The 21303-nt window shown below is 41.6% G+C and carries 31 protein-coding genes; 19 read left to right on the plus strand and 12 right to left on the minus strand.

Annotated elements, in window-relative coordinates:
- Position 1 precedes the first annotated feature (1 nt).
- Positions 2-190: a YuzI family membrane protein gene (locus ACZYRN_RS16870; protein ID WP_488912785.1), complete on the plus strand. Its 189-nt coding sequence runs from the start codon at positions 2-4 to the stop codon at positions 188-190.
- Between the two features lie 56 nt (positions 191-246).
- Entirely contained in the window at positions 247-987 is a 741-nt protein-coding gene (locus ACZYRN_RS16875) for a DUF3603 family protein (RefSeq protein WP_488912786.1), read from the plus strand.
- A gap of 37 nt (positions 988-1024) precedes the next feature.
- Here the strand turns inward: ACZYRN_RS16875 and trpS are convergent, their stop codons facing one another.
- A complete protein-coding gene (gene trpS, locus ACZYRN_RS16880; protein WP_488912787.1) occupies positions 1025-2017 on the minus strand; it encodes a tryptophan--tRNA ligase in 993 nt (330 codons plus the stop codon).
- 156 nt (positions 2018-2173) lie between these two features.
- Between trpS and ACZYRN_RS16885 the strand changes: the two genes are divergently transcribed.
- The 6 genes from ACZYRN_RS16885 (at position 2174) to ACZYRN_RS16910 (ending at position 8493) form a co-directional block, all read left to right on the plus strand.
- Positions 2174-2755, plus strand: coding sequence for a GNAT family N-acetyltransferase (locus tag ACZYRN_RS16885; protein WP_488912788.1), 582 nt, complete (start codon positions 2174-2176; stop codon positions 2753-2755).
- Between the two features lie 232 nt (positions 2756-2987).
- Entirely contained in the window at positions 2988-3383 is a 396-nt protein-coding gene (spxA, locus tag ACZYRN_RS16890; protein ID WP_018391780.1) for a transcriptional regulator SpxA, read from the plus strand.
- Positions 3384-3598: 215 nt separating this feature from the next.
- Complete coding sequence (gene mecA, locus ACZYRN_RS16895; protein ID WP_488912789.1) at positions 3599-4240, plus strand: adaptor protein MecA; 642 nt, start codon at positions 3599-3601, stop codon at positions 4238-4240.
- Between the two features lie 147 nt (positions 4241-4387).
- Positions 4388-5512 (plus strand): competence protein CoiA, encoded by a 1125-nt coding sequence (locus ACZYRN_RS16900; RefSeq protein WP_488912790.1) that lies wholly within the window; start codon positions 4388-4390, stop codon positions 5510-5512.
- A gap of 68 nt (positions 5513-5580) precedes the next feature.
- Complete coding sequence (gene pepF / locus ACZYRN_RS16905; RefSeq protein WP_488912791.1) at positions 5581-7395, plus strand: oligoendopeptidase F; 1815 nt, start codon at positions 5581-5583, stop codon at positions 7393-7395.
- Positions 7396-8019: 624 nt separating this feature from the next.
- Positions 8020-8493: a coiled-coil domain-containing protein gene (locus tag ACZYRN_RS16910; RefSeq protein WP_488912792.1), complete on the plus strand. Its 474-nt coding sequence runs from the start codon at positions 8020-8022 to the stop codon at positions 8491-8493.
- A 24-nt stretch (positions 8494-8517) separates the two neighbouring features.
- Here ACZYRN_RS16910 and ACZYRN_RS16915 read toward each other — a convergent pair whose 3' ends face one another.
- From ACZYRN_RS16915 to ACZYRN_RS16935, 5 genes are all read right to left on the minus strand, one after another.
- Positions 8518-8685, minus strand: coding sequence for a hypothetical protein (locus tag ACZYRN_RS16915; protein WP_488912793.1), 168 nt, complete (start codon positions 8683-8685; stop codon positions 8518-8520).
- 14 nt (positions 8686-8699) lie between these two features.
- Positions 8700-9518: a ClpXP adapter SpxH family protein gene (locus tag ACZYRN_RS16920; protein ID WP_488912875.1), complete on the minus strand. Its 819-nt coding sequence runs from the start codon at positions 9516-9518 to the stop codon at positions 8700-8702.
- Positions 9519-9523: 5 nt separating this feature from the next.
- Positions 9524-9922 (minus strand): globin domain-containing protein, encoded by a 399-nt coding sequence (locus tag ACZYRN_RS16925; RefSeq protein ID WP_488912794.1) that lies wholly within the window; start codon positions 9920-9922, stop codon positions 9524-9526.
- A gap of 93 nt (positions 9923-10015) precedes the next feature.
- Positions 10016-10627, minus strand: coding sequence for a lytic transglycosylase domain-containing protein (locus ACZYRN_RS16930; protein ID WP_488912795.1), 612 nt, complete (start codon positions 10625-10627; stop codon positions 10016-10018).
- Between the two features lies 1 nt (position 10628).
- Entirely contained in the window at positions 10629-11201 is a 573-nt protein-coding gene (locus tag ACZYRN_RS16935; RefSeq protein ID WP_488912796.1) for a CYTH domain-containing protein, read from the minus strand.
- Between the two features lie 130 nt (positions 11202-11331).
- Between ACZYRN_RS16935 and ACZYRN_RS16940 the strand changes: the two genes are divergently transcribed.
- Genes ACZYRN_RS16940 through ACZYRN_RS16955 form a run of 4 tightly spaced genes read left to right on the plus strand, consistent with a single transcriptional unit; the run spans position 11332 to position 14046 of the window.
- Positions 11332-11712 (plus strand): UPF0738 family protein, encoded by a 381-nt coding sequence (locus ACZYRN_RS16940; RefSeq protein ID WP_488912797.1) that lies wholly within the window; start codon positions 11332-11334, stop codon positions 11710-11712.
- Positions 11713-11723: 11 nt separating this feature from the next.
- The gene (gene yjbM / locus ACZYRN_RS16945) at positions 11724-12341 is read left to right on the plus strand and encodes a GTP diphosphokinase (protein ID WP_488912798.1); all 618 of its coding nucleotides are present in this window, start codon (positions 11724-11726) and stop codon (positions 12339-12341) included.
- Between the two features lie 24 nt (positions 12342-12365).
- On the plus strand, positions 12366-13160 hold the full coding sequence (locus ACZYRN_RS16950; RefSeq protein ID WP_488912799.1) for an NAD kinase: 795 nt from the start codon (positions 12366-12368) through the stop codon (positions 13158-13160).
- Positions 13138-14046 carry an RluA family pseudouridine synthase gene (locus tag ACZYRN_RS16955; protein WP_488912800.1) on the plus strand — a complete coding sequence of 303 codons (909 nt, stop codon included), beginning with the start codon at positions 13138-13140 and terminating at the stop codon, positions 14044-14046. Before ACZYRN_RS16950 ends, ACZYRN_RS16955 begins: the two co-directional genes overlap by 23 nt.
- Positions 14047-14086: 40 nt before the next feature.
- Here ACZYRN_RS16955 and prpE read toward each other — a convergent pair whose 3' ends face one another.
- Together prpE and fabI are read right to left on the minus strand one after the other, a co-directional pair.
- Positions 14087-14824, minus strand: a complete 738-nt coding sequence (gene prpE, locus ACZYRN_RS16960; RefSeq protein ID WP_488912801.1) for a bis(5'-nucleosyl)-tetraphosphatase PrpE — start codon at positions 14822-14824, stop codon at positions 14087-14089.
- A gap of 295 nt (positions 14825-15119) precedes the next feature.
- Positions 15120-15899, minus strand: coding sequence for an enoyl-ACP reductase FabI (gene fabI / locus ACZYRN_RS16965; protein ID WP_488912802.1), 780 nt, complete (start codon positions 15897-15899; stop codon positions 15120-15122).
- 240 nt (positions 15900-16139) lie between these two features.
- Here fabI and ACZYRN_RS16970 point away from each other — a divergent pair, with 240 nt between their 5' ends.
- Positions 16140-16556: a CotO family spore coat protein gene (locus ACZYRN_RS16970; protein WP_488912803.1), complete on the plus strand. Its 417-nt coding sequence runs from the start codon at positions 16140-16142 to the stop codon at positions 16554-16556.
- Positions 16557-16584: 28 nt separating this feature from the next.
- Here the strand turns inward: ACZYRN_RS16970 and ACZYRN_RS16975 are convergent, their stop codons facing one another.
- Complete coding sequence (locus ACZYRN_RS16975; protein ID WP_488912804.1) at positions 16585-17118, minus strand: CotY/CotZ family spore coat protein; 534 nt, start codon at positions 17116-17118, stop codon at positions 16585-16587.
- A gap of 134 nt (positions 17119-17252) precedes the next feature.
- Here ACZYRN_RS16975 and ACZYRN_RS16980 point away from each other — a divergent pair, with 134 nt between their 5' ends.
- The 6 genes from ACZYRN_RS16980 to ACZYRN_RS17005 all read left to right on the plus strand — a co-directional run bounded on the left by ACZYRN_RS16980 (position 17253) and on the right by ACZYRN_RS17005 (position 19351).
- Positions 17253-17690 carry a YhcN/YlaJ family sporulation lipoprotein gene (locus ACZYRN_RS16980; protein WP_488912805.1) on the plus strand — a complete coding sequence of 146 codons (438 nt, stop codon included), beginning with the start codon at positions 17253-17255 and terminating at the stop codon, positions 17688-17690.
- Positions 17690-18121 carry a stage V sporulation protein AC gene (spoVAC, locus tag ACZYRN_RS16985; RefSeq protein ID WP_488912806.1) on the plus strand — a complete coding sequence of 144 codons (432 nt, stop codon included), beginning with the start codon at positions 17690-17692 and terminating at the stop codon, positions 18119-18121. Before ACZYRN_RS16980 ends, spoVAC begins: the two co-directional genes overlap by 1 nt.
- A 17-nt stretch (positions 18122-18138) precedes the next feature.
- Entirely contained in the window at positions 18139-18495 is a 357-nt protein-coding gene (spoVAE, locus tag ACZYRN_RS16990; RefSeq protein ID WP_488912807.1) for a stage V sporulation protein AE, read from the plus strand.
- 67 nt (positions 18496-18562) lie between these two features.
- Complete coding sequence (locus ACZYRN_RS16995) at positions 18563-18673, plus strand: YjcZ family sporulation protein (protein ID WP_488912808.1); 111 nt, start codon at positions 18563-18565, stop codon at positions 18671-18673.
- A gap of 21 nt (positions 18674-18694) precedes the next feature.
- A complete protein-coding gene (locus ACZYRN_RS17000) occupies positions 18695-18943 on the plus strand; it encodes a stage VI sporulation protein F (protein ID WP_488912809.1) in 249 nt (82 codons plus the stop codon).
- A 153-nt stretch (positions 18944-19096) separates the two neighbouring features.
- Positions 19097-19351 carry a hypothetical protein gene (locus ACZYRN_RS17005; protein WP_488912810.1) on the plus strand — a complete coding sequence of 85 codons (255 nt, stop codon included), beginning with the start codon at positions 19097-19099 and terminating at the stop codon, positions 19349-19351.
- Between the two features lie 77 nt (positions 19352-19428).
- Here ACZYRN_RS17005 and ACZYRN_RS17010 read toward each other — a convergent pair whose 3' ends face one another.
- The 3 genes from ACZYRN_RS17010 to ACZYRN_RS17020 form a co-directional block, all read right to left on the minus strand.
- Positions 19429-19857, minus strand: coding sequence for a GNAT family N-acetyltransferase (locus tag ACZYRN_RS17010; RefSeq protein ID WP_488912811.1), 429 nt, complete (start codon positions 19855-19857; stop codon positions 19429-19431).
- Between the two features lie 4 nt (positions 19858-19861).
- Positions 19862-20377 carry a 2'-5' RNA ligase family protein gene (locus ACZYRN_RS17015; protein ID WP_488912812.1) on the minus strand — a complete coding sequence of 172 codons (516 nt, stop codon included), beginning with the start codon at positions 20375-20377 and terminating at the stop codon, positions 19862-19864.
- Positions 20378-20459: 82 nt separating this feature from the next.
- Positions 20460-21179, minus strand: coding sequence for an alpha/beta hydrolase (locus ACZYRN_RS17020; RefSeq protein WP_488912813.1), 720 nt, complete (start codon positions 21177-21179; stop codon positions 20460-20462).
- Positions 21180-21303 lie beyond the last annotated feature (124 nt).

Raw genomic sequence — 21303 nt, forward strand, 5'->3', positions numbered from 1 at the left:
GATGAGATTCATGACCTTCTTAACAGGATTCGGCTTTGCTGTTGCCGGCGGTGTTAGTTTTATTATGTATTTTAATTTGCTTGCAGCAGGCATGACATGGAGCGATTATTTAACTTTCACAATCAGTAGACCCGAATGTTATTTATTTTTCCTTGGCTGGGTACTCATTATTTTGGGTTTGAAGGAATAAATTAACGGAAACGTGACGATAATGAACCCATAATAAGGAGTTCAAGGAGGAATTTGATGTTATACCTTCATGATGTATGGGTCAACTGGTTTGAAGGAGAAGAGAACGGCTGCAATGTATGTTTGTTTCATGAGTGGCGTAAAGATGACGGCATGGTGATGTTGGATCAAGTCCCTGTTTTGATTGTGAGAAAATCAGCCATGGATTATATCGAGAATTCATTAGGTGAACTACCGGATGATCTATTGAAAAAAATTGAAAGTAAAGCGTTTATCCGAAAGGGCAGTAAAGTGGAAATGTTGGAATACTGTTTTATTGCTTCAGATGGAGAGCGGATGATGGCGATTGAGACGATGGGATACCGGGTGCCTGTGAAAAAAAGCCGGCTTATGCCACAGCATGAATTAATTGTTCGAGAGATGGCGGATTGTCACGCACCAGAACCATTTTATTTTCCAGAAATGAATGAGAAAGCATACAGTTTGGTTGAGCCAGCACCTGAATGGATGATTGGACTGACGCGGAAAGAACGGCAGTTGAAGCAGTTGCTGTTACTGGCAGTGGATCAGCTCATTGAATCAGAGAATGAGCCGGAATTAAAGTATTGGTTGACGGAATGGATGCCGGATCGTTATGAGGAAATTCGCGAAATGGATTGGAATATAGCTATGAGTACATTTAGTGAAGCGGTGAAAATTGGATGGAGTCCACAACATGAACAAATATGCGGACAAATTATTAAAGGACGCCCATTTTTTGAGAAAATGTATGAGCACGAGATGGGTGTAGCTACGTGAAAGAACCCTCGCCAATCAATTTGGCGGGGGTTCTTCTTTATTTTCGTTTACGGCCGAGGCCCATTGCGTTTTCCATTTTTTGAAGCATTTTGTTTGCTGCACGGCTTGCTTTCTCTGCACCATCATCAAGAATACGGTCCAGTTCATCTGAGTTAACCAACTCGTAATAGCGGGATTGAATGGGCGCAAGATTCCGGATAATAACATCAGCTACTTCTTGTTTGAAATCACCATAACCTTTTCCATCAAACCGTTTTTCGATGTCTGCAATCGGTACACCTTCAAGAGCGGCATAAATGGATAGCAAGTTGGAAACGCCCGGCTTGTTTTCTCTATCGTATTTCACGATGCCATCTGAATCTGTGACCGCACTTTTTACTTTTTTCTCAATTTGTTTTGGATCATCGAGAAGGGTAATAAATGCTTTTAGATTTGGGTCCGACTTGCTCATTTTTTTTGATGGTTCCTGTAAAGACATAATGCGCGCGCCTTCTTTCGGGATACGCACTTCTGGAATGGTGAAAATATCATTGTATTTCTTGTTAAAGCGTTCTGCTAAATCACGCGTTAACTCTAAGTGTTGTTTTTGATCTTCTCCAACCGGCACAATATCGGTACCATAGAGCAAAATATCAGCAGCCATTAATGGCGGATAAGTAAGAAGGCCTGCTGAGACCGCTTCTTTGCCTGTTGATTTGTCTTTAAACTGTGTCATCCGCTCAAGCTCACCAATATAGGCAACACATTGCAGCATCCATCCTGCCTGCGCGTGTGCCGGCACTTCAGATTGAATGAACAATGCCGCCTTTGCTGGATCAAGCCCAACTGCGACATAAAGAGCAGCTAAACTTCGGATGTTTTTACGCAGTTCGTGAGGGTCTTGCTGCACTGTAATTGCATGCTCATCGACGATGCAAAAATAACAATTATAATCTTCCTGCAGTTCTACAAATTGTTTTAAGGCACCAATATAGTTTCCGAGTGTGATCATCCCACTTGGCTGAATGCCGGAAAAAATCGTTTTCATCATAAGTCAATTTTCACTTCGTTTCATCTTAGTATGAGTATGATTATAAACAAAACAGACTGAATATTCAAGGAGCGATCCCGTTGTAATGAAAATAGAAATATGGATATACTGCTATGGAACATGTTTTAAAAATATTGTTTAACAAAGGAGAAATGCATGAACTGGTATGAAAAGCTGAATCAATATTTTCCAATTGAAGAAATGAAATCAAAAGAGCAGATGGATATGCTGTTGAAAGAGCGCAGCGATGTTTATCATAAAGATGAAGGGCCTAATCATGTACTGATTTACGTGGAGTTTAACGGGTTTGTTTTCGTCGACTATTTGTTTGTTTCGCGGAATGCGCGCGGACAAGGACTCGGTAAACAGTTAATTCATAAATTAAAGTCGAAAAACAAGCCGGTTATCCTCGAAGTAGAACCTGTCCAATATGAAGACACTGATACGGAGAAAAGGCTCCGTTTTTATGCGAGAGAGGGCTTTCAGCACGCATCAAAAATTGGCTATCGCCGGCGATCGCTGGCAACAGGACAGGAAACGATCTTAGACATTTTATATTGGAGCCCAACTGAGGCAGATGAAGAAGCCATATATGATGCAATGGTGAAGACCTATCGCGATATTCATAAATATAAAGATGCGGAAATATATGGCGAGCCATTTGAATCCGCTGAACGGGCACTTTCTTACGAAGAAGAACGGAATAAAGATATTTTAAAACCATTTACACTTAATTAAATTGTTTTTGACGTTTAGTGGACACATTTCTCGGGTATAATCTATTGTGTAGAGTAAATCAAATAATTTTTACGATATAATGAAAATCATATTCAGTAAATGTCATTTCATGGTATAATACATATGTAGCCGGTTGTTGAGGAGTTTCACTCACTAATTGAAATCTCCATGAACGTTCAATTCCTCAAATGGACAGGTATTATACATTTTAATTAAGGAGTGTGAATGAGGAATGGTTACACTATACACATCACCAAGCTGCACATCTTGCCGTAAAGCAAAAGCATGGCTAGAAGAACACGAAATACCTTACGTGGAACGCAATATTTTCTCTGAACCGCTAAGCATTAATGAAATTAAAGAGATTTTGCGTATGACGGAGGATGGAACGGATGAAATCATTTCAACTCGTTCAAAGATTTTTCAAAAATTGGACGTTGATCTTGAAACACTTCCTCTTCAAGATTTGTTTGAATTGATTCGCCAAAACCCGGGTTTGCTTCGCCGTCCAATTATTATGGATGCAAAGCGTTTGCAAGTCGGTTACAATGAAGATGAAATTCGCCGCTTCTTACCGCGAAAAGTTCGCACGTTCCAGTTGCTTGAAGCACGGCGTATGGTTAATTAACGTAGAAAAAATTCCTGTATATATTACAGGGTTTTTTTTATGTAATTCACTTGAATAAATCAAAAAATTCAGATAAAATATGCAGACAGCCCTCCGATTTTGGAGTCTTTCTATTTTCATTTATGGCCCGTTTATCATACAATAGAACAAAGGGATGAGGAGTTTTGTTTCCGCACTCCCGACAACCCTCTAAATGGAAGGGAGAGACCGCAATTATGGAAATCGAACGCATTAATGAGAATACGGTGAAGTTTTTCATATCGTATGTTGATATAGAAGAACGGGGCTTTGATCGCGAAGAAATCTGGTACAACCGGGAGCGCAGCGAAGAACTGTTCTGGGATATGATGGAGGAAGTCCATGATGAAGAAGATTTCACAGTGGACGGTCCCCTTTGGATTCAAGTGCATGCACTGGATAAAGGACTTGAGATTTTAGTTACACAAGCAAACTTGACGAAAGATGGGCAGAAGCTCGAGCTCCCATTCATCAGTGATAAATTAGATGTAGAAGGACAGATTGAAGACTTGCTTGAAGAGCATTTTGACCGGGCGGAAGAAGATGAACAACCACTTGATTTTGTTCTTTCGTTCCAAGATTTTGAAGATGTCATTACGCTTAGCAACCGTGGCGGGCTCGATCATTTGGTTACATCTCTTTACGCGTATGAAAACCGCTATTATTTATTTGTGGAATTTGAAGAAGAGCGGTTTGAAGAAAAAGCAATTGACGATGCACTTAGCATTTTGCTTGAGTATACACATGAATCCCGTATGACTATTCATACACTGCAAGAATATGGGAAGTGTGTGATAAATGAAAATGTATTTGAAACAGTACGCCGATATTTTTCTTAATGGAAAGCCTTCTAATCAGGAGGCTTTTTTTGCTGAGCTTTATAAAAAAGAACGAGTGGCTATTTCTTATATATAAAGTATCGTTTTATGAAAAGGAGTTTTCTGCTTACGGGTCGAATGGTACAGAGTATGAAAGGAGCTGGTTGTATGCTGGCGGCAGTCGATATAAATGGGAATTCCATTGTACTTGCCGGGCCTCATGTAAAACAGACGGCATTAAGTTTGAAAAAAGCACCTCATTTTTGCCCGCAGTGCGGCCGCCCGGTCGTCATTAAAGCGGGAGATGTCAACATTCCGCACTTTGCTCACGAAATATATTCTTCCTGTGACTCTTTTTCAGAACATGAATCCCCACGTCATCTTACTGCCAAAATCGATTTATTTAACTGGATAACAAGAACACACGATGCTGTAATGGAAGCGCGTCTGCCCGATGGATCACAGCGTCCTGATATATTATCAGGAACAATTGCGGTTGAATACCAATGTTCAACTATTTCCGTATCGTTATTTCGGGAACGGACGGAGAAATATAGGATGGGCGGTTTAACCCCATTCTGGATATATGGCGGCCCATCACTTGAACGAAAAGGGCAATATGTAAAATTAACCCCTTTTCAACGACTTTTTTTGCGTTATCATTCACAGCTTGGTTTTTATTTTATTGCGTATTGTCCTGATTTAAAATTGTTTACCATTTACGGACGAATTGTACCGGTCACCATATCGCTTTGTCTAGCGGTGCGCCTTGATGTGAAAATAGAGGACATGCCGTTTCCGCCGTCTGCTGCCATATTAACTGAATTTACATATCGGTTGGCGCCCTTTTTGGATGAAAAGCGAAAATGGATTGACCGATCGCTTTATTATAGCAATGCACGAAATCACCCATTTTTTCGGACTGTTTATGAATCGGGTCGAAATCCATATTTATTACCGGAAGAAATCGGTCTGCCCGTACGAAGCAGCATGGCAATCCGCAATCACGCAGTCGAGTGGCAGTTTTACATTGTCCATGACCGTACAAGCGGATCGGCGCAGGAAGCAGCAAATATTATTCGCAGACGTATTCAGATGGGACATGTAAGAGAAATGATTATGCCGCTCGCTCCGATGATGACACCAGAACAAGCGGCGGAAGACTATGTAGCGCTGCTCAGCGAAATCGATACAGCAAGAGCGAAGGACAATCAGACAAAAAACAGCAAAAGACAGAGAGAAGAATTTTATGCCGCGTATGAAAAGCGAATTATAGACAGGCTGATTTTTTGAGGAATAAGAAAAAGGAATATACAATAAAAAAGGAGAATGGTTTATAAATAAAAGGGAGGTTTTTTAAAGTGGCAGATAATCAAGTAAAACAGCTTCCGGCACGCAGTGAGATTGCAGAAGAATTAAAGTGGCGTCTAGAAGATATATTTGAAACGGATGCAGCATGGGAAGAAGAATTTAAAGCGATCGGGGAGTTTGCTGGTGCCGCTGTCTCTTATAATGGTACACTTGGCAATAGTGCAGAACAGCTGTATTCATTTTTTGCATGGCAGGATACGCTTTTAGAGCGCATGGGCAGGCTGTATACATATGCGCATATGCGTTACGATGAAGATACACAAAATGGACATTATCAAGGAATGAATGACCGAGCGAAGATGCTTTATACTCAAATTGCTGGTGTATTGTCATTTGCGGATCCGGAAATTTTGGCCATTGATGAGGAAAAAATTAATGGTTTTGTAGCCTCCTATGAGCCGCTTTTACTTTATAAAAAAGTGCTTGATGATTTGAATAAGCAGCGCCCGCACGTATTGTCAGCGGTGGAAGAGAACTTGCTGGCACAGGCGTCTGATGTGCTCGGTTCATCCAGTGCGACGTTTGGGATGCTGAATAACGCAGACCTTGAGTTTCCGGTTATTCAAGATGAAAATGGTGAAAACGTGCAAATTACGCACGGCAATTATGTTCGCTTTTTAGAGTCTTCAGACCGCCGTGTGCGAGAAGAAGCGTTTAAAGCGGTATATGCAACATACGGAAAATTCAAAAACACGTTTGCTTCTACGTTATCAGGGCAAATCAAAAAAGATAATTTTTCCGCCCAGGTAAGACATTACGGAAGTGCGCGTGCATCTGCATTAGCACGTAATCATATTCCTGAAGAGGTATATGACAATCTCGTCAGCACGATTAATAAAAATTTGCCGCTTTTGCACCGGTATATCGCGCTCCGTAAAAAAGTACTCGGCCTAGATGAGCTGCATATGTATGATTTGTATACGCCGCTCGTCGCAGAAGGCAAGTTTGATGTAACGTATGATGAAGCAAAAGCCCTTTTATTAAAAGGATTAAAGCCACTTGGAGAAGAGTATAACGCTATTCTCGCACAAGGACTTGAAAGTCGCTGGGTGGATGTTGTTGAAAATAAAGGGAAGCGCAGCGGTGCATATTCATCAGGTGCGTACGGCACGAATCCATATGTTTTAATGAACTGGCAAGATAACGTAAATAACTTGTTTACACTAGCCCATGAATTCGGTCACAGTATTCACAGTTACTACACACGTGCGAATCAGCCGTATGTATATGGGGATTATTCGATTTTTGTTGCAGAAGTGGCCTCTACATGCAATGAATCGCTTTTGAATGACTATTTGCTGAAAACGACAGAAGATGAGAAGAAACGTATATACTTGTTGAATCATTTTTTGGAAACGTTTCGCGGTACGGTTTTCCGTCAGACAATGTTTGCTGAATTTGAACATCTTGTTCATGAAAAAGCGCAAAATGGAGAAGCGTTGACAGCGGACGGATTAAGCGCCGCGTATTATGAATTAAATAAAAAATATTTTGGCGATGCTATGATTATTGATGAGGAAATTGCGCTTGAATGGGCACGCATTCCGCATTTTTATTATAATTATTATGTATATCAATATGCGACCGGCTTAAGTGCAGCGATTGCGCTGTCTTCACAAATTTTAGAAGATGGTGAACCTGCCGCAGAGCGATACATTTATGAATTTTTGAAGGCCGGCAGTTCCGCTGATCCAATTGACGTGTTAAAGCGTGCGGGTGTTGATATGACGGCAGCCGACGCCATTGAATCCGCGTGCCAGGTGTTTGAACAATCACTTGAAGAAATGGAAAAGTTGTTGTCTTAATATGGAATTTAATACTGTCAAATCCATTATTATGACAATCAAGTGAACGACTGGGACACACCTTGCAATTTATGTGCCAAGCATGATAGGATAAGGATGTGAAATTGATCACTTATAAACATATACCCCTTTGTTTGACTGTGAAAAATTTCTTCCATCCCCTTTGTTCGTAAGAAAAAGCTCCGCTTCGGCGGGGCTTTTTCTAGTTGATGTAAAGAGCTCACATTAGTGAGATACTGGCCCGCAACCACCAACTACTCAATCAAACAATTTAATCCATACTCCTCTTCGATTCCTATTCTAATCAAAATAAAAAATCCTGATTCTGTGTGTGAATAAATGTTATTGGCAGGGAATATAGTTTATCGTTTGGTTTTTTTAAAAATTGTGCTTGTACTGATCAGTACGTCCAAACACTTCTTTCTTTTTATCATAATGTATTGAAGAGAGGAGGGAGCGGCTACCAGGGCACACGAAAAGCAGATGTTCAACAAAGGAAAAACGCCAATGTTAACAACGTTGAGAGGCGGTTAGACAGGTTGGCGGAAAAGGTAGCAAATCAATAAGAACAGAAGAAAAATGCTTTTTATTTAAAATTAAAAATTGAAGGGATGGGTGTATAGTATGCCAGGACATAAAGGACACGGAAATGACGATAACGATAGAGACCAAGGTAGAGACAGAGACCAAGGTAGAGACCAAGGTAGAGACAAAGACAGAGACAAAGACAGAGACAGAGACAGAGACGAAAACAAATTTGAGAAACGATTAGACAAGTTGGAGGATAAGGTAGAAGACCAACAAGAACAGATTGATCGTTTAAAAAGAAAAGTGAAGCATCTTGATGCAAAAGTAGATAAATTGGAAGACAAAGTAGATGACCTTGAAAAGAAAGTGGATAAATTGGAAGACAAAGTCGATAAACTTGAAAAGAAAGTGGATGACCTTGAAAAGAAAGTAGATAAACTTGAAAAGAAAGTGGATAAACTGGAAGACGAAGTAGATAAACTTGAAAAGAAAGTGGATAAACTGGAAGACCAAGTAGATAAATTAGAAGATAAATGTGACAAAAAACATGATAGAAAACGTGACTGCTAATAAGATTTAGCGGAAAAGTAGCCGTTATTTACATGTCATAATGAGCGACATTTCAATCGTAATTAGTCCGCAGACGCAGTCTTCATAAAGAAGACTGCGTCTGCGCTTTTTTAAAAAAATAAAAAAACAACCTCGCTTCAAGTTAAACGGCTGAAAAGCGGAGTTGTCGACGATATAAGACGTCAGCAGCAACGACGCCTCTTCTCTTATTGTATATATTCCCAGAAAGTGCCGTGCTTTGTATTGATTTTATGCACTTTTTGCTGTAACTGCAGCTTTTTCATTTCACGTAAGGCATGAACTTCTGAAAAGTTGTACACGTCACTAATTTCAGTCGTCGCTGCAATCCGGAAATATTGCATGAATTCTTCAAGCGGCGGTGGATCAAGCGGTTCAGGTATTTCTTCCAGTATTTCCTGCAAAATTTGGACGTAAATATCGTATGAATAAAGTCCAGCAATTTTAATGCCTTCATCCTCTATTCGTTCATTGAAAAACACGATCGTTGGTGCTTCGTCTACATCCATTTCACACGTAATAGTCAAATCACATTGAAAGGCGTTCGTTGCCCCAGCGGAATGAATATCGTTTAAAAATTCACCTTTATCAAGTCCCGCTTCTTCTGCACAGCGGCTCAATACAGCTAAATCAGATACATTCTCTCTGTCTAAAAAAAACTGTTCCTGCAGTTTGCGTAAAAACTTACTTCCGGCCCGTCTTCCTTGCAGTTCCGCTGCTTTAATGGCAATCGATGCAAGAAAAGGGGAAGAAATGGTGTTCTCCACCCATAGTGATTCGTTGCAAGCAAGCCCGCTTTGTTCAACAGCAAGAGGCTGTCTTGTTGCATTTAAAGAGGTGAGTTTCCCGGTCAGTACCTGCTTCAGCTTGAAATAATGTCCATATTCTAGCTGCAGTTTCCGGAGCATCGGATCAAGAGCCCAGCATTCGGGACAAAGCGGATCAACAAATACATAGAGCTCGAGCGGTTTTTGCCGGTTAGAGCAAATACGATCAGGTAATTGCATTGGATTCACAGAACATCATCCTTATCATTCGGCCGGTTTACCATATGGTGTGCCGTTTGTGTAAGCCGTTCAAAAAAGAAAGTCCGTAATTCTCCGTGTAACTGCACCTCATCCATTGCTTCATTCATACAAGTTAGCCAGGCTGCTGCACGTACCGGTGTAATAGGAAATGGCAGATGGCGTGCCCGCAGCATGGGATGCCCATGTTCTTCAGTATAAAGGGGAGGACCACCCAAAAACTGTGTTAAAAATTGCTTCTGCTTCCGGGCTGTCTCCGTTAAGTCATCGGGAAAAATCGGCACAAGATCCGGATGTTGCGAAACGCGGCTGTAAAATGCGTCAACTAGCTTTGAGAGCTGTTCTTCGCCGATGATGTCGTATGGAACATTGGATTGCTTGGCCATAAAATAAACTCCTTTTACCTTATAGTGTATATTCATTTTAACAAGGCTTCTGTTATAAAACAAATGAAGTGCTTGATACAAAAAAAACCAGCTCTACGCATTGTAGGAGCTGGTTACTTTTTTGACATAATTTTGTGTTTCATTGAATGGTGGAATGCCGCCATATTTTTTTACGTTGCCTGGCCCTGCATTATAAGCTGCTAGTGCCAATGTTATATTGTCATCAAACATGTCGAGCATTTGACGCAAATATTTGGTACCGCCAAACACATTTTGTTCTGGATCAAATGAATTTTGTACACCAAGATGGCGTGCGGTTGCTGGCATCAGCTGCATAAGGCCAGATGCACCAGCAGAGCTAACCGCGTTCGAGTTGAAATTGGATTCCTGCTGGATCACAGATTGGATGAGTTTTTTCGGCACACCATATGTTTCTGCAGCTCTTGTAATGATGTCATCATAATCTGTTGTAGGTGCAGATAAAATGTCTGCGCCCGCTTTTGTATAAAGAGCAGGCCCAGTTGCAGTGGGTCTTGCTTCATTTGCATTTACAATTTCAAGTCCTTGCATAAGCGCCTGCTGTAAAATGGATCCGAAGACCATCGATTGATCTGTTGCTGCCGCAAAAGGAGAAGAAGTGTTCGTTGCTGGTACAGCATTCATCATCGTTGAACGAATCATCGTATTAAAGAAACTTGTATCCACGTTAATGGCCTCCATTTTGAAATTGTGCGTGATAGAAACGGCGAATTTTATTTTCAGCCGGTTTATATTTGATATTGAATGAATTTAGAAGCGAAAGAAAAGTCTGCTTCCCTGAAAGGTCTTTTGCCTCATACTCCAGTTCATAATCTTCTTGGTTTACATATGTGCTGTGATCGAAAACGAGCAGCCCGTCTTTATAATCTAGTTCAGCCCGTTTTGTGGAAAGAGTGCCGAAATGAACAAAGGCATTCGCGCCAGCGCGTTTACGGGCAGCAGCCATCACATCGTTATCCGGAATAGTTCCGGATAGAGAAGCGGTTACGTCCTCTTTTGAGAGAACGACCGTTGATTCAAGCAGGCCGACCTCAGCCGGTTCCTTTAAAGTCATTTCAGCCTGTCCCTTTTTTTCGCGAATGCGCAAGGCAGCGCCGGCTTTTTTTAGTGAAAAGTCAGGCGTGTCAAAATAATGGTTATGCTGCGTGGTAAAGGGGCCGGGATGAAAAGATTCAACCAATTGATCAAATTGTTCTTTTGAAAGCAAACATTTAAATTCGATTTCAATTTCTTGGTTCATTTATCTGCCTCTTTTTCCAGAAAAGTCTTTTCTCCCATTGTATCCTGTTCAGACAATGTTTAAAAGAACAAAATGTGTTAAAATGGTTACGATGTTTTGAATGAACGGATGTTATAAAGGAGAATTAGAGATGAGAACAAAATGGCATTTTACGAAGACAGAATGGGTGAATGGGGTGCTTCGTCTATTATCAGAAGAAGACGTTGAAGTTACACATTTGCAGGCCAAAAACCAGGTGATTACAGATTCAGACGCTTTCGCCTTTGTGTATTTGGCGGAAACAGAGGCAGGCTACGTGTATGTATATTTGCATGAAAGCACATGGCTGGATGTAAAAAAAGCGATGGATGGCAACCATCTCCTCGAGGCGGTCGGTACGGACGGGACATTCACACTTGCCTCTTTTCAAGAAGAGATGGAAGAGCTCGTTGCTAATATTGAAGGGAATGGCAATTACGGTGAGGAAATGGTGGAGAAAGTAGAACGAGTCTTTTTCGCCGAACAGCACTGATGGGGGATGCTATGGAAAATTGGGATGAATTTTTATCACCGTATAAGCAGGCTGTAGAAGAGTTGAAGGTGAAACTGCGGGGGATCAGGAAGCAATTTACGATGAATGAAGATCGTTCGCCGATCGAGTTTGTAACAGGACGAGTAAAGCCGGTCCCAAGCATTCTTGATAAAATGAATAAGAAAAGCATACGGATGGACCGCCTTCACCGTGATATGCAGGATATTGCGGGATTGCGCATGATGTGCCAATTTGTGGACGATATTAAAAAGGTTGTTAGCATTATCCGGAAGCGAAATGATTTTAGAATTGTCGAAGAAAAAGATTATATATCCCATAAAAAACCGAGCGGCTACCGATCCTATCATATGGTCATTGAATACCCTGTTCAAACGATTCAGGGAGAAAAGAAAATTTTGGCAGAAATTCAAATACGGACACTGGCGATGAATTTTTGGGCAACGATTGAGCATTCACTAAATTATAAATATAACGGTGACTTCCCGACGGAGATTCAAATGCGTTTACAGCGTGCGGCAGAAGCAGCATTTCGCCTTGATGAAGAGATGTCGCTCATTCGTGAAGAAATACAAGAAGCGCAAAAATTTTTTACAAAGAAAAAGGAATGAGAATAATCGGCAGGGGTGAAGCAGATGAAGTTTGCAATTACGTCAAAAGGTGATGCGAAGTCCAATGCATTAATGCACAAAATCCGTAATTATTTAACTGATTTTAAACTGGCATACGATGAAAGTGAGCCGGATATTGTCATTTCAGTTGGCGGTGATGGAACACTGTTATACGCGTTTCACAGATACAGCGGCCGGTTGGATAAAACGGCGTTCGTTGGAGTTCATACGGGCCATCTAGGTTTTTATGCAGACTGGACGCCGAATGAAATTGAGAAGCTCGTCATTGCGATTGCACGGACACCCTATCAAATTATTGAGTATCCGCTTTTAGAAGCCATTATCCGCTATCAGCACGATGGCAAAGAAACACGATATTTGGCATTAAATGAGTCAACGGTGAAAAGTGTAGAAGGGACACTTGTTATGGATGTTGAAATACGGGGCGAGCATTTTGAACGGTTTCGCGGCGATGGATTATGTGTGTCGACTCCATCTGGAAGTACAGCATATAATAAAGCGCTTGGTGGTGCGATTTTGCATCCATCCATCCGCGCACTACAGCTTGCAGAAATGGCTTCCATTAATAACCGTGTGTTCCGAACAGTTGGATCACCGCTTATTTTGCCGGCGCACCACACATGTATGTTAAAACCAGTCAACCGGTTGGACTTTTTGGTGACGATAGACCATTTAACGATTTTGCATAAAGATGTCAAGTCGATTCAATATCGGGTTGCCAGTGAAAAAATTCGATTTGCGCGTTTCCGTCCTTTTCCGTTTTGGAAAAGGGTGCATGATTCGTTTGTCAGCAGCTGACATGACACCATTTGAATTAAACTGGACGGTGGATGAAGAAGGTATGCTTTTGCGAACTTTTTTGCAGAACAAATCGATTTCAAAAAGAGCACTTACGGACATAAAATTTGCCGGTGGGTTTATCTTGGTGAACGGAGCGGAAGTAAATGTAAGACACATGTTGAAAGCTGGCGACGCCGTACGGGTCGTTTTTCCGAGAGAAGCGCCGTCAGACAGTATGAAAGCAGAACAAATAATGCTCCAGGTGTTGTATGAAGATGAGGTGCTGCTCGCAATTGGAAAGCCGGCAGGAATGAATACAATTCCGTCGCGTGAACATCCGGACGGCTCGCTTGCCGCGGGATTACTCGGATTATACGAAGAACGGGGGATCGCGGCGACGGCTCATATTGTTACACGGCTTGACCGGGATACATCGGGCATCGTTTTGGCTGCAAAAAACAGATATACTCATCATTTACTATCGGAGATGCAGAAACAAAAGCGTGTAGATCGCCAGTATGAAGCATTTGCTGAGGGGGTATTCTCTGAAGAAACAGGCACCGTTGATTCACCTATCGGCAGGTGCAATGACAGCATTATTAAGCGCATCGTGCGGCCGGATGGCCAAATGGCGCGAACGGGCTATCGTGTCTTGAAGCAGCATGCTGACTTTGCGCACATTCAAGTAAAACCGGAAACAGGCCGAACGCATCAAATACGTGTACATATGGCCCATATTGGCCATCCGCTTGCTGGCGATGATTTGTATGGAGGCCATCTGCAGCAAATAAAGCGGCAAGCACTGCATTGCGGGTATTTATCGTTTATGCATCCGTTAACAGGCGAACAGGTCCGGATTGTTATGCCAATACCGGACGATATGAAAAAATGCTTAGCTAACTAAAGGGGCCGGTCGTGTACAGCCCCTTTATTTGTGTTCTTGCTTAATCAAACTCCCTGAATTTTTCCGGATTGAACGGTTGTTTAGAAGGGACCGATACGATGTCGCGTTCAGGCCAGCGGAAGGCTGTTAGCTTGCCGCCGAAGACGCATCCAGTATCAATGTTGATTGTCTTATTTAATGCGCGTGGCTCTTTTACAGGAGTATGCCCATATACGATGAAGGCATTACCCGTATAGTTTTTTGCCCAGTCGCGCCGAACAGGCGAACCATCTGCCCGTTTCTCACCGGTAATGTCACCGTATAGAACGAACGTTTTTACACGTGAATCATGGCGGCCGATATAGTCAGCACGTATGCCCGCATGTGCAATAACGAGCGTCCCGCTGTCTACTTCTTGATAAAGCGGCGACTGTTCATACATGGTTAAAAAGCGACGGCGAATCTTTTTATACTCGCGGGTTGAGAGCGAATCGAGTTCAGCGGCAGTCGTTTCCAAGCCGTGCGTTTTCTGAACGTTATTGCCGAGAAAGTAACGATATAGCTTATTGCAATGATTACCAGGCGTGTATAAAGCGGACTGTTCGTCAAATAGACGGCATATGATATCAAGAACGTGAACAGAAGCAGGACCGCGATCTGTCAGATCACCAACAAAAGCGAGCGTCCGGCCATCGGGATGAACAGGAATACCGGCATCCCACGAGTAGCCAAGTTTTACGGTTAAGGCACGAAATTCATCTAAACAGCCGTGTATGTCGCCAATAATATCTAGTTTCATTAAAACGCCTCCTTGGAAAATATACATGTATGAAAGAAATAGAAAGCAGACGGAAATGTAAATATAATATTGTGCACAAAAGAAAGTTGTTTAGGTGAGTTGTCACCGCTAGTTATTATCGTCATAAGCGGCTTTTTTTAATATCATATTGCTCCAGCAACTGAAGCCTGTTTTAAAAAGAAAAAAGACCATTTTCGGTCTTTTTTCACAGGGCCCGTTATAGATCATTTGATCAACCATTATGTTTAACATAGCTTTTTTTGTAAATAAACGTCGGGCTTTATTGGTCAATAGACTATCCCAATATATTGTAACCAGAGTCAACATAAATAATTTCACCAGTGACTCCTCGTGAAAGGTGGCTAAGTATAACGAGCGTCATGTCGCCCACTTCTTCCTGGGTCACATTTCTCTTTAAAGGTGACTTTTCTTCAATTTGATGAAGAATGGTATTAAAAGCCGGAATCCCCTTGGCTGCGAGTGTTCGAATGGCTCCTGCTGAAACAGCATTGACTCTAATATTGTCTTTACCTAAATCGAGTGCCAAGTATTTCACACTGGCTTCAAGGGAAGCTTTTGCCACACCCATTAGGTTATACCCCTCTACCACACGTTCTGCCCCAAGATAAGTCATAGTAACAATGGATGCTCCTTCTGTCATATATTGACGAGCTTCTCTTGCTACAGCAATTAATGAATAGGCACTAGTATCTTGGGCAAATGCATATCCATCCCTAGAGGTTTCTACAAAGTCACCCTTTAAGTCTTCTGCATGAGCATAGGCAATTGAATGAACCAATCCGTGAATAACACCTACTTTTTCACCTATATCTTTAAATGATTGGCGAATACTCTCATCATTATTTACATCACAATGGAAAATATAATCGGATGGATAGTTGTTTTTCTCTAACAGTTTCGTTATTTTCCCTAGAGATCGTTCCAGTCTGTATGTATAAATTACATTTGCTCCTGCTTTATAAAGGGCTTCTGCTACACCCCATGCTAAGCTCCGTTCATTGGCGACACCCATAACTACGATATTTTTTCCTTTTAATTTAAGTATATCTTCCATTTCAGCCTCCATTGAAATAGGTACAGTTTAATATCAATCTTTCCTATACCTGCTTTTGTTATTTAATAGTATATTATAACATTTTATTTAAATATCCTAGGTGTGAAGCCAATAAATATTTAGCAGCTAGTAAAGTGATGTTAAGAAATTTTCATATGACAGAGGATTATTTTTTGCAAAACTGTCCATAACGGCCAATTTTTTTGCATATAATGGACAAAAAGCGGAGGTGCTAAAGGCATGAAAAAAGAAAAGGGGCCGCTCTTATACATCGGACAGCCAGCGCTTGAGCATGTGCAGCCAGTGATGCAGGAAATTGTAAAAGCCGGTGAAGTGCCTGAAACACCAGAAATAACTGAAACACCAGAAATAATAGCCGCAACAAAAGAAATATCGAATAAACCTGAGGCAAAAGAGAAGCCAGTAGAATCAGGTAGATTACGGCCGTTTAAGGAAATGAATGTGGAGGAAAAAGTCATTTACCTGGCGCAACGAAGAATTCCAGTGCCATGTCAGTTTGAATGGAAAAGTGGATCTGTACGTGGAGTTATTGAACGCTTTGATAGGGATAATGTTTGGGTGCTCGAGGAAGAGGGGAAAGAAACGGTTCGTGTTCCCATTGCAGAAATTGTGTATATTCGAATTGCCGGTACATGAAAAAAACCCGCCTCGAGGCGGGTTAAAATTAACGACATACATTTAAGTCGACGTCTTTGATACACTGAACCGCAAGGAATTCATTTAAATCAACAGTAACGCAGCTGCGGGTCTTTTTAAAGTTTTCTACTTTGCATACTTTTTTGAGGCTGATGTCGCCATCGTCCGCAAGGTTAACGGGTTCAAAGCAATGGTCAAGCGGCAGTAATACACGAAGGCGGGCACAACAGCTGTCAAATACATCTTCAACGCGAAAATAGATGGATACACATCCTGTTTTGCAATGATCATCATCATCAGCTTCTTGAGGATTAAAGAAAGCAAAAAACGGTTTTCCTTTCTTCGTTGTAAGTGTGAACACACGTGTATCTGCATTGCGGCGGCGCGGCCCGTCTAAGTCTCCAAGCGGCTCAGCAAAGCAGTCTTTGCAGTCACGGCAGTCATCGTCTTCTTTTGCATCTTGAATATCGCGAATTGCGCGTACAACCTCACAAACGCAACTTTCGGAAAGGTGACGCCGGTTTTCGTTGTCAAAATCATCGTGATGCTTTTGGCATCCCATTGTGCATTCCTCCTTAAAATATCGGTACACTAATACTGTATGATTTCTGTTCTTTTCGGCATGGACAATTGCCGCTATGAGCAGAATTTTTTTTTGTTTTCAGGACATACTGAACAAAAACGGAGGTACATATCATGAAAAAATGGGCACTTACTATCTTGCTGCTAGCGGGATGTGCACCGGAACATGATGGAACGGTGATCTTGGAAACGGCTGATCCGGATGCTGTGCAGCTTGACGGAAAACAAGATGGATTTGCTGAAAAAATCAAAAAAGAAGCAGATTCGATTGACACTATTTACGATACGGCTGTTATAAAAGGAAAAGACCAGTTGCTTGTAGCGTATAAAGTGCGTCATCTCGACCGCTTTAAGATGAAGGAGATTGAAAAAGATCTTGATAAGCGCATTCAGAAAATGGAGAGTAAGGAAGAAGTGGTGGTTTCAAGTGATTACAAAATTTTCCTCGAAGCGGTCCGATTAAGGGAAGACATGGAAGCGGGCCATCTGACGGAAGAAGAAGCGAATAAACGGCTATCTGAAATCATTAAATTGAAAAAGGAGATGGCCTAATGAAGCCGGAGAATTATAAAAAGCTTGCTTCAAAATATGAACCGAAAAAACCGGTGTTGAAAAATTGCATTCGCGCATTTTGGACAGGCGGCCTTGTTTGTATTATTGGTCAAGCGGTATCTTATTTCTTTATTTTCTTTTTTAACTTTACAGAACAGACCGTAGGGAATCCAACAGTGGCGTTCATGATCTTTTTAGCCATGCTGTTAACGGGATTTGGCGTATATGATCGACTTGGCCAGTTTGCAGGTGCTGGCAGTGCGGTGCCTGTAACAGGATTTGGCAATGCGGTTATTTCTGCCGCCATTGAGCATCGTTCAGAAGGATTTGTACAAGGTGTCGGAGGCAATATGTTTAAACTTGCTGGATCCGTCATTTTATTTGGCGTTTTTGCTGCTTTTATTGTCGCGGTTATTAAATCTGTTTTTTAAAAGAAAGGAAGAGACGAATGATTGCAATGTTTTTTTGGGCATTTGTTATCGGTGGGCTTATATGTGTTATCGGTCAGCTGATGATGGATGTCGGCAAGTTAACACCGGGCCATACATTATCAACACTCGTCGTAGCAGGCGCTGTGCTTGCCGGATTTGATTTATATGAACCGTTTATTGATTTCGCAGGAGCAGGGGCCACCATTCCGATTACGAGCTTTGGCAACGCACTCGTGGCCGGTGCGATGCAGGAAGCGGATAAACATGGAGTCGTTGGTGTGTTGACTGGTATGTTTGAAGTAACAAGCTCCGGTATTTCTGCAGCCATTGTGTTTGGGTTTATCGGCGCTATCTTTTTTAAACCAAAAGGGTGAGTGGCCCAACCTCTTTTCTTGTTTCTCCATATGATAGTAAGGAGAATAGAGAAAGGGGGAAATGACAATGGGTTACTATGGTTGCGGCGGCGGCGGTGGCTACGGCGGCACAAGCACTTTTGTTTTAATCGTTGTTTTGTTCATTTTGTTGATCATCGTTGGCGCAAGCTTTTATTGATTTGTAAAAGGGGGAGCCACAATGGACAACAAGTTCTTTGGCAATATTGAAAAAAAAACCGGTGTGCGCATGAACGACGTGTTTGCTCTTGTCGATTCGCTTCAGTATGCTGATTTCCGTGATGAACGGACAGTTCGCGCAGTTATTGCAAAAACAGCAGCACTTGCTGGTAAAAAAGTACCGAAGCAAGTAGAAGACGAACTCGTCAGAACGATTATAAAAGATGGCAAAAAGCTGAATGTAGATGCCATTACAAAAATGCTTAAATAATCTGCAGAGAGCGGCTGAAAAGTCGCTCTTTTTTCATATAATTAGGAAGAAGGTTGTGATTTTAGCAGAAAGGGTTTCGTAGAAACAGAAAACGGCTAAAGGATACATATACATCTATGTACATATTTTTTATAGTTGAAAGGAGGAGAAGAGATGAGCTACGTGCTGCCAATTCCACAGTATCAGTATAGTCAGTACAGGGAACGGGTCTTAAATGAATCGAGTAAAGGCGATTCTTACATCGATTCAGTAGCCAAAGTATCATTTGACAAAATTTTACGCGACCGGGACGAGCCGCAAATGAGTGTAGAGGAACGAATGAAAAAGCGACAACATGAACATGAAGCATTTCGCATACATCTTGCTCAAATTAGCAGAAAAGGATTTCAAATTGATCAACTTGCCTAATGAAAGAAGGACCCGTTCATGACGAAATTATAAAAAAAGCTTATTCATCTGTGATCAGAGAATAAGCTTTTTTGTGCTTATAACGGCTTTATCATTGTTTTGTGAATGATGCCTGCATCTAAAAATTCATTAGAAATAACTTCGTATCCCCGCTTTTCATAAAAAGGAATCGCTTGTACTTGTGCATCAAGCTTTAACACAGTAAGCTCTGTAAACGAGGCCGCATAGCGCTCAATCGCGTCCATAATAAGGTTGCCGGCTCCTTGTCCGCGTGCTTCTTTCAATACACAAATACGTTCTACTTTTCCGAAGTGGTCAACAGTGCGAAAACGACCTGCCCCGCACGGATTCATTTCATCATCATATAAAACAAAATGAACGGCTTCATCTTCCAGTTCATCAATTTCAATTGCAGGAGGGACGTTCTGTTCCTCAACAAATACAGTCATTCGAACAGAATAAGCGTCTTCCCGCTGTTTTAAATCAGTTGCCTTTATTACTTTCAACTTGTTAAGCATCCTTTCCAAGTAAAAATGTTTCCTGAACCGTCCATACGCCATTGTTGGACTGAGAGAGTAAATGGAATCGATCAGCCGTTTCAGTTAAGTCAATGGACTCCATTTTCAGTGCTCCGTATACATCGGAATGTTCATCATCTGATAAATGCTGACCGATTGTAATATGTGGAACGAACGGAAATAGCTCTTTGCCCGGGAAATGATCTGTATGCATCATGTCATAAAGGGACTTGAGCGTGTCATTTTGGTCTACTTTAAAATAAATGACATTGCTCACCGGTTCAAAGGATTTTACTTTGCTGACATGATACGAAAATGGCTGATGGACTGCCGCGACTTTGCGGAGTTCCTCTGAGATGGAAGCGAGTTCATTAACGCTTGCATCAAATGGACTCTTCAATGTAATGTGCGGTGAAACGAGTGCATAATGCGGGTCATAGCGTTTCCGGTAACCATTTACTCTATCTTGCAAAGGTTTAGATGGAAAAATAACAACACCGTATTTCATTTCGTTCACTCTCCCTAAAAATAGCATTTCTTCACTAGTATAGCAAAAATGAACAGAAAGGCGGTAACCTAAACCCTATCGCTCATTCAAACATTTTCAGCAGCGCCCTTTTCATATCGGGCTGCCAGTATGTCCACGTATGTCCGCCGTCAAACTCGTCATAAAAATAATCAAATTTCTTTTTAGAAAGCAGCGAATGAAGCGCTCGATTCGGCGTTAAAAAGTCCGCTGTTTCCCCATTTGTCATTTTTACGTTTGTCTCACCTGTTCCAATGACATGATACAAGGAAAGGCCGGGATCATCATCTGCTTGTTCAACAGCCTTTATGACGGAGCTGTCAACGAAGGGTGAATGCATGATCACTTTCCCGAAAAGATTCGGGTACGTAAGTGCAGCCATAAGTGAAACCGTCGCCGCAAGGGAGTCACCGGCAAGTGCCCGTCTGAAACGATCATTGTGACCAGGAAACTTTTCATCGAGATACGGAACGACTTCGTGAGCTAAAAAACGAATATATGCTTTTTGCTTAATGCCGTCCGGATGGTATTTTTCCCGGCGGTCGTCTATATTAGTGTATGGAATTCCAACGATAATCATGTTTTCAATTTCTTCTTGATCTAAAAGTTCATCTGCGACACGCGGAATGCGTCCCATTTGAAAGTAATCTTTGCCATCTTGGCATAGAAGAAATGAATAGGTATACATCGGTGAAAAGCCAGCAGGCACGTAAATCAGAATGGGCACATCTTCTCCGAGCTCTTTTGAACGGATGACATCATCTTGAATCGTCCCGCGTTTCATCAATAAATCCCTCCTAAAAACAAGTCAGCTCATTTTATCATATATTCCATGCTTTCGGGGCAGATGAATGGGGAGAATCTTGTTAGCAGAGAGATTCAACTATGTTGTTATTTTAAACAATATA

Source organism: Domibacillus sp. F004, from assembly GCF_057814295.1.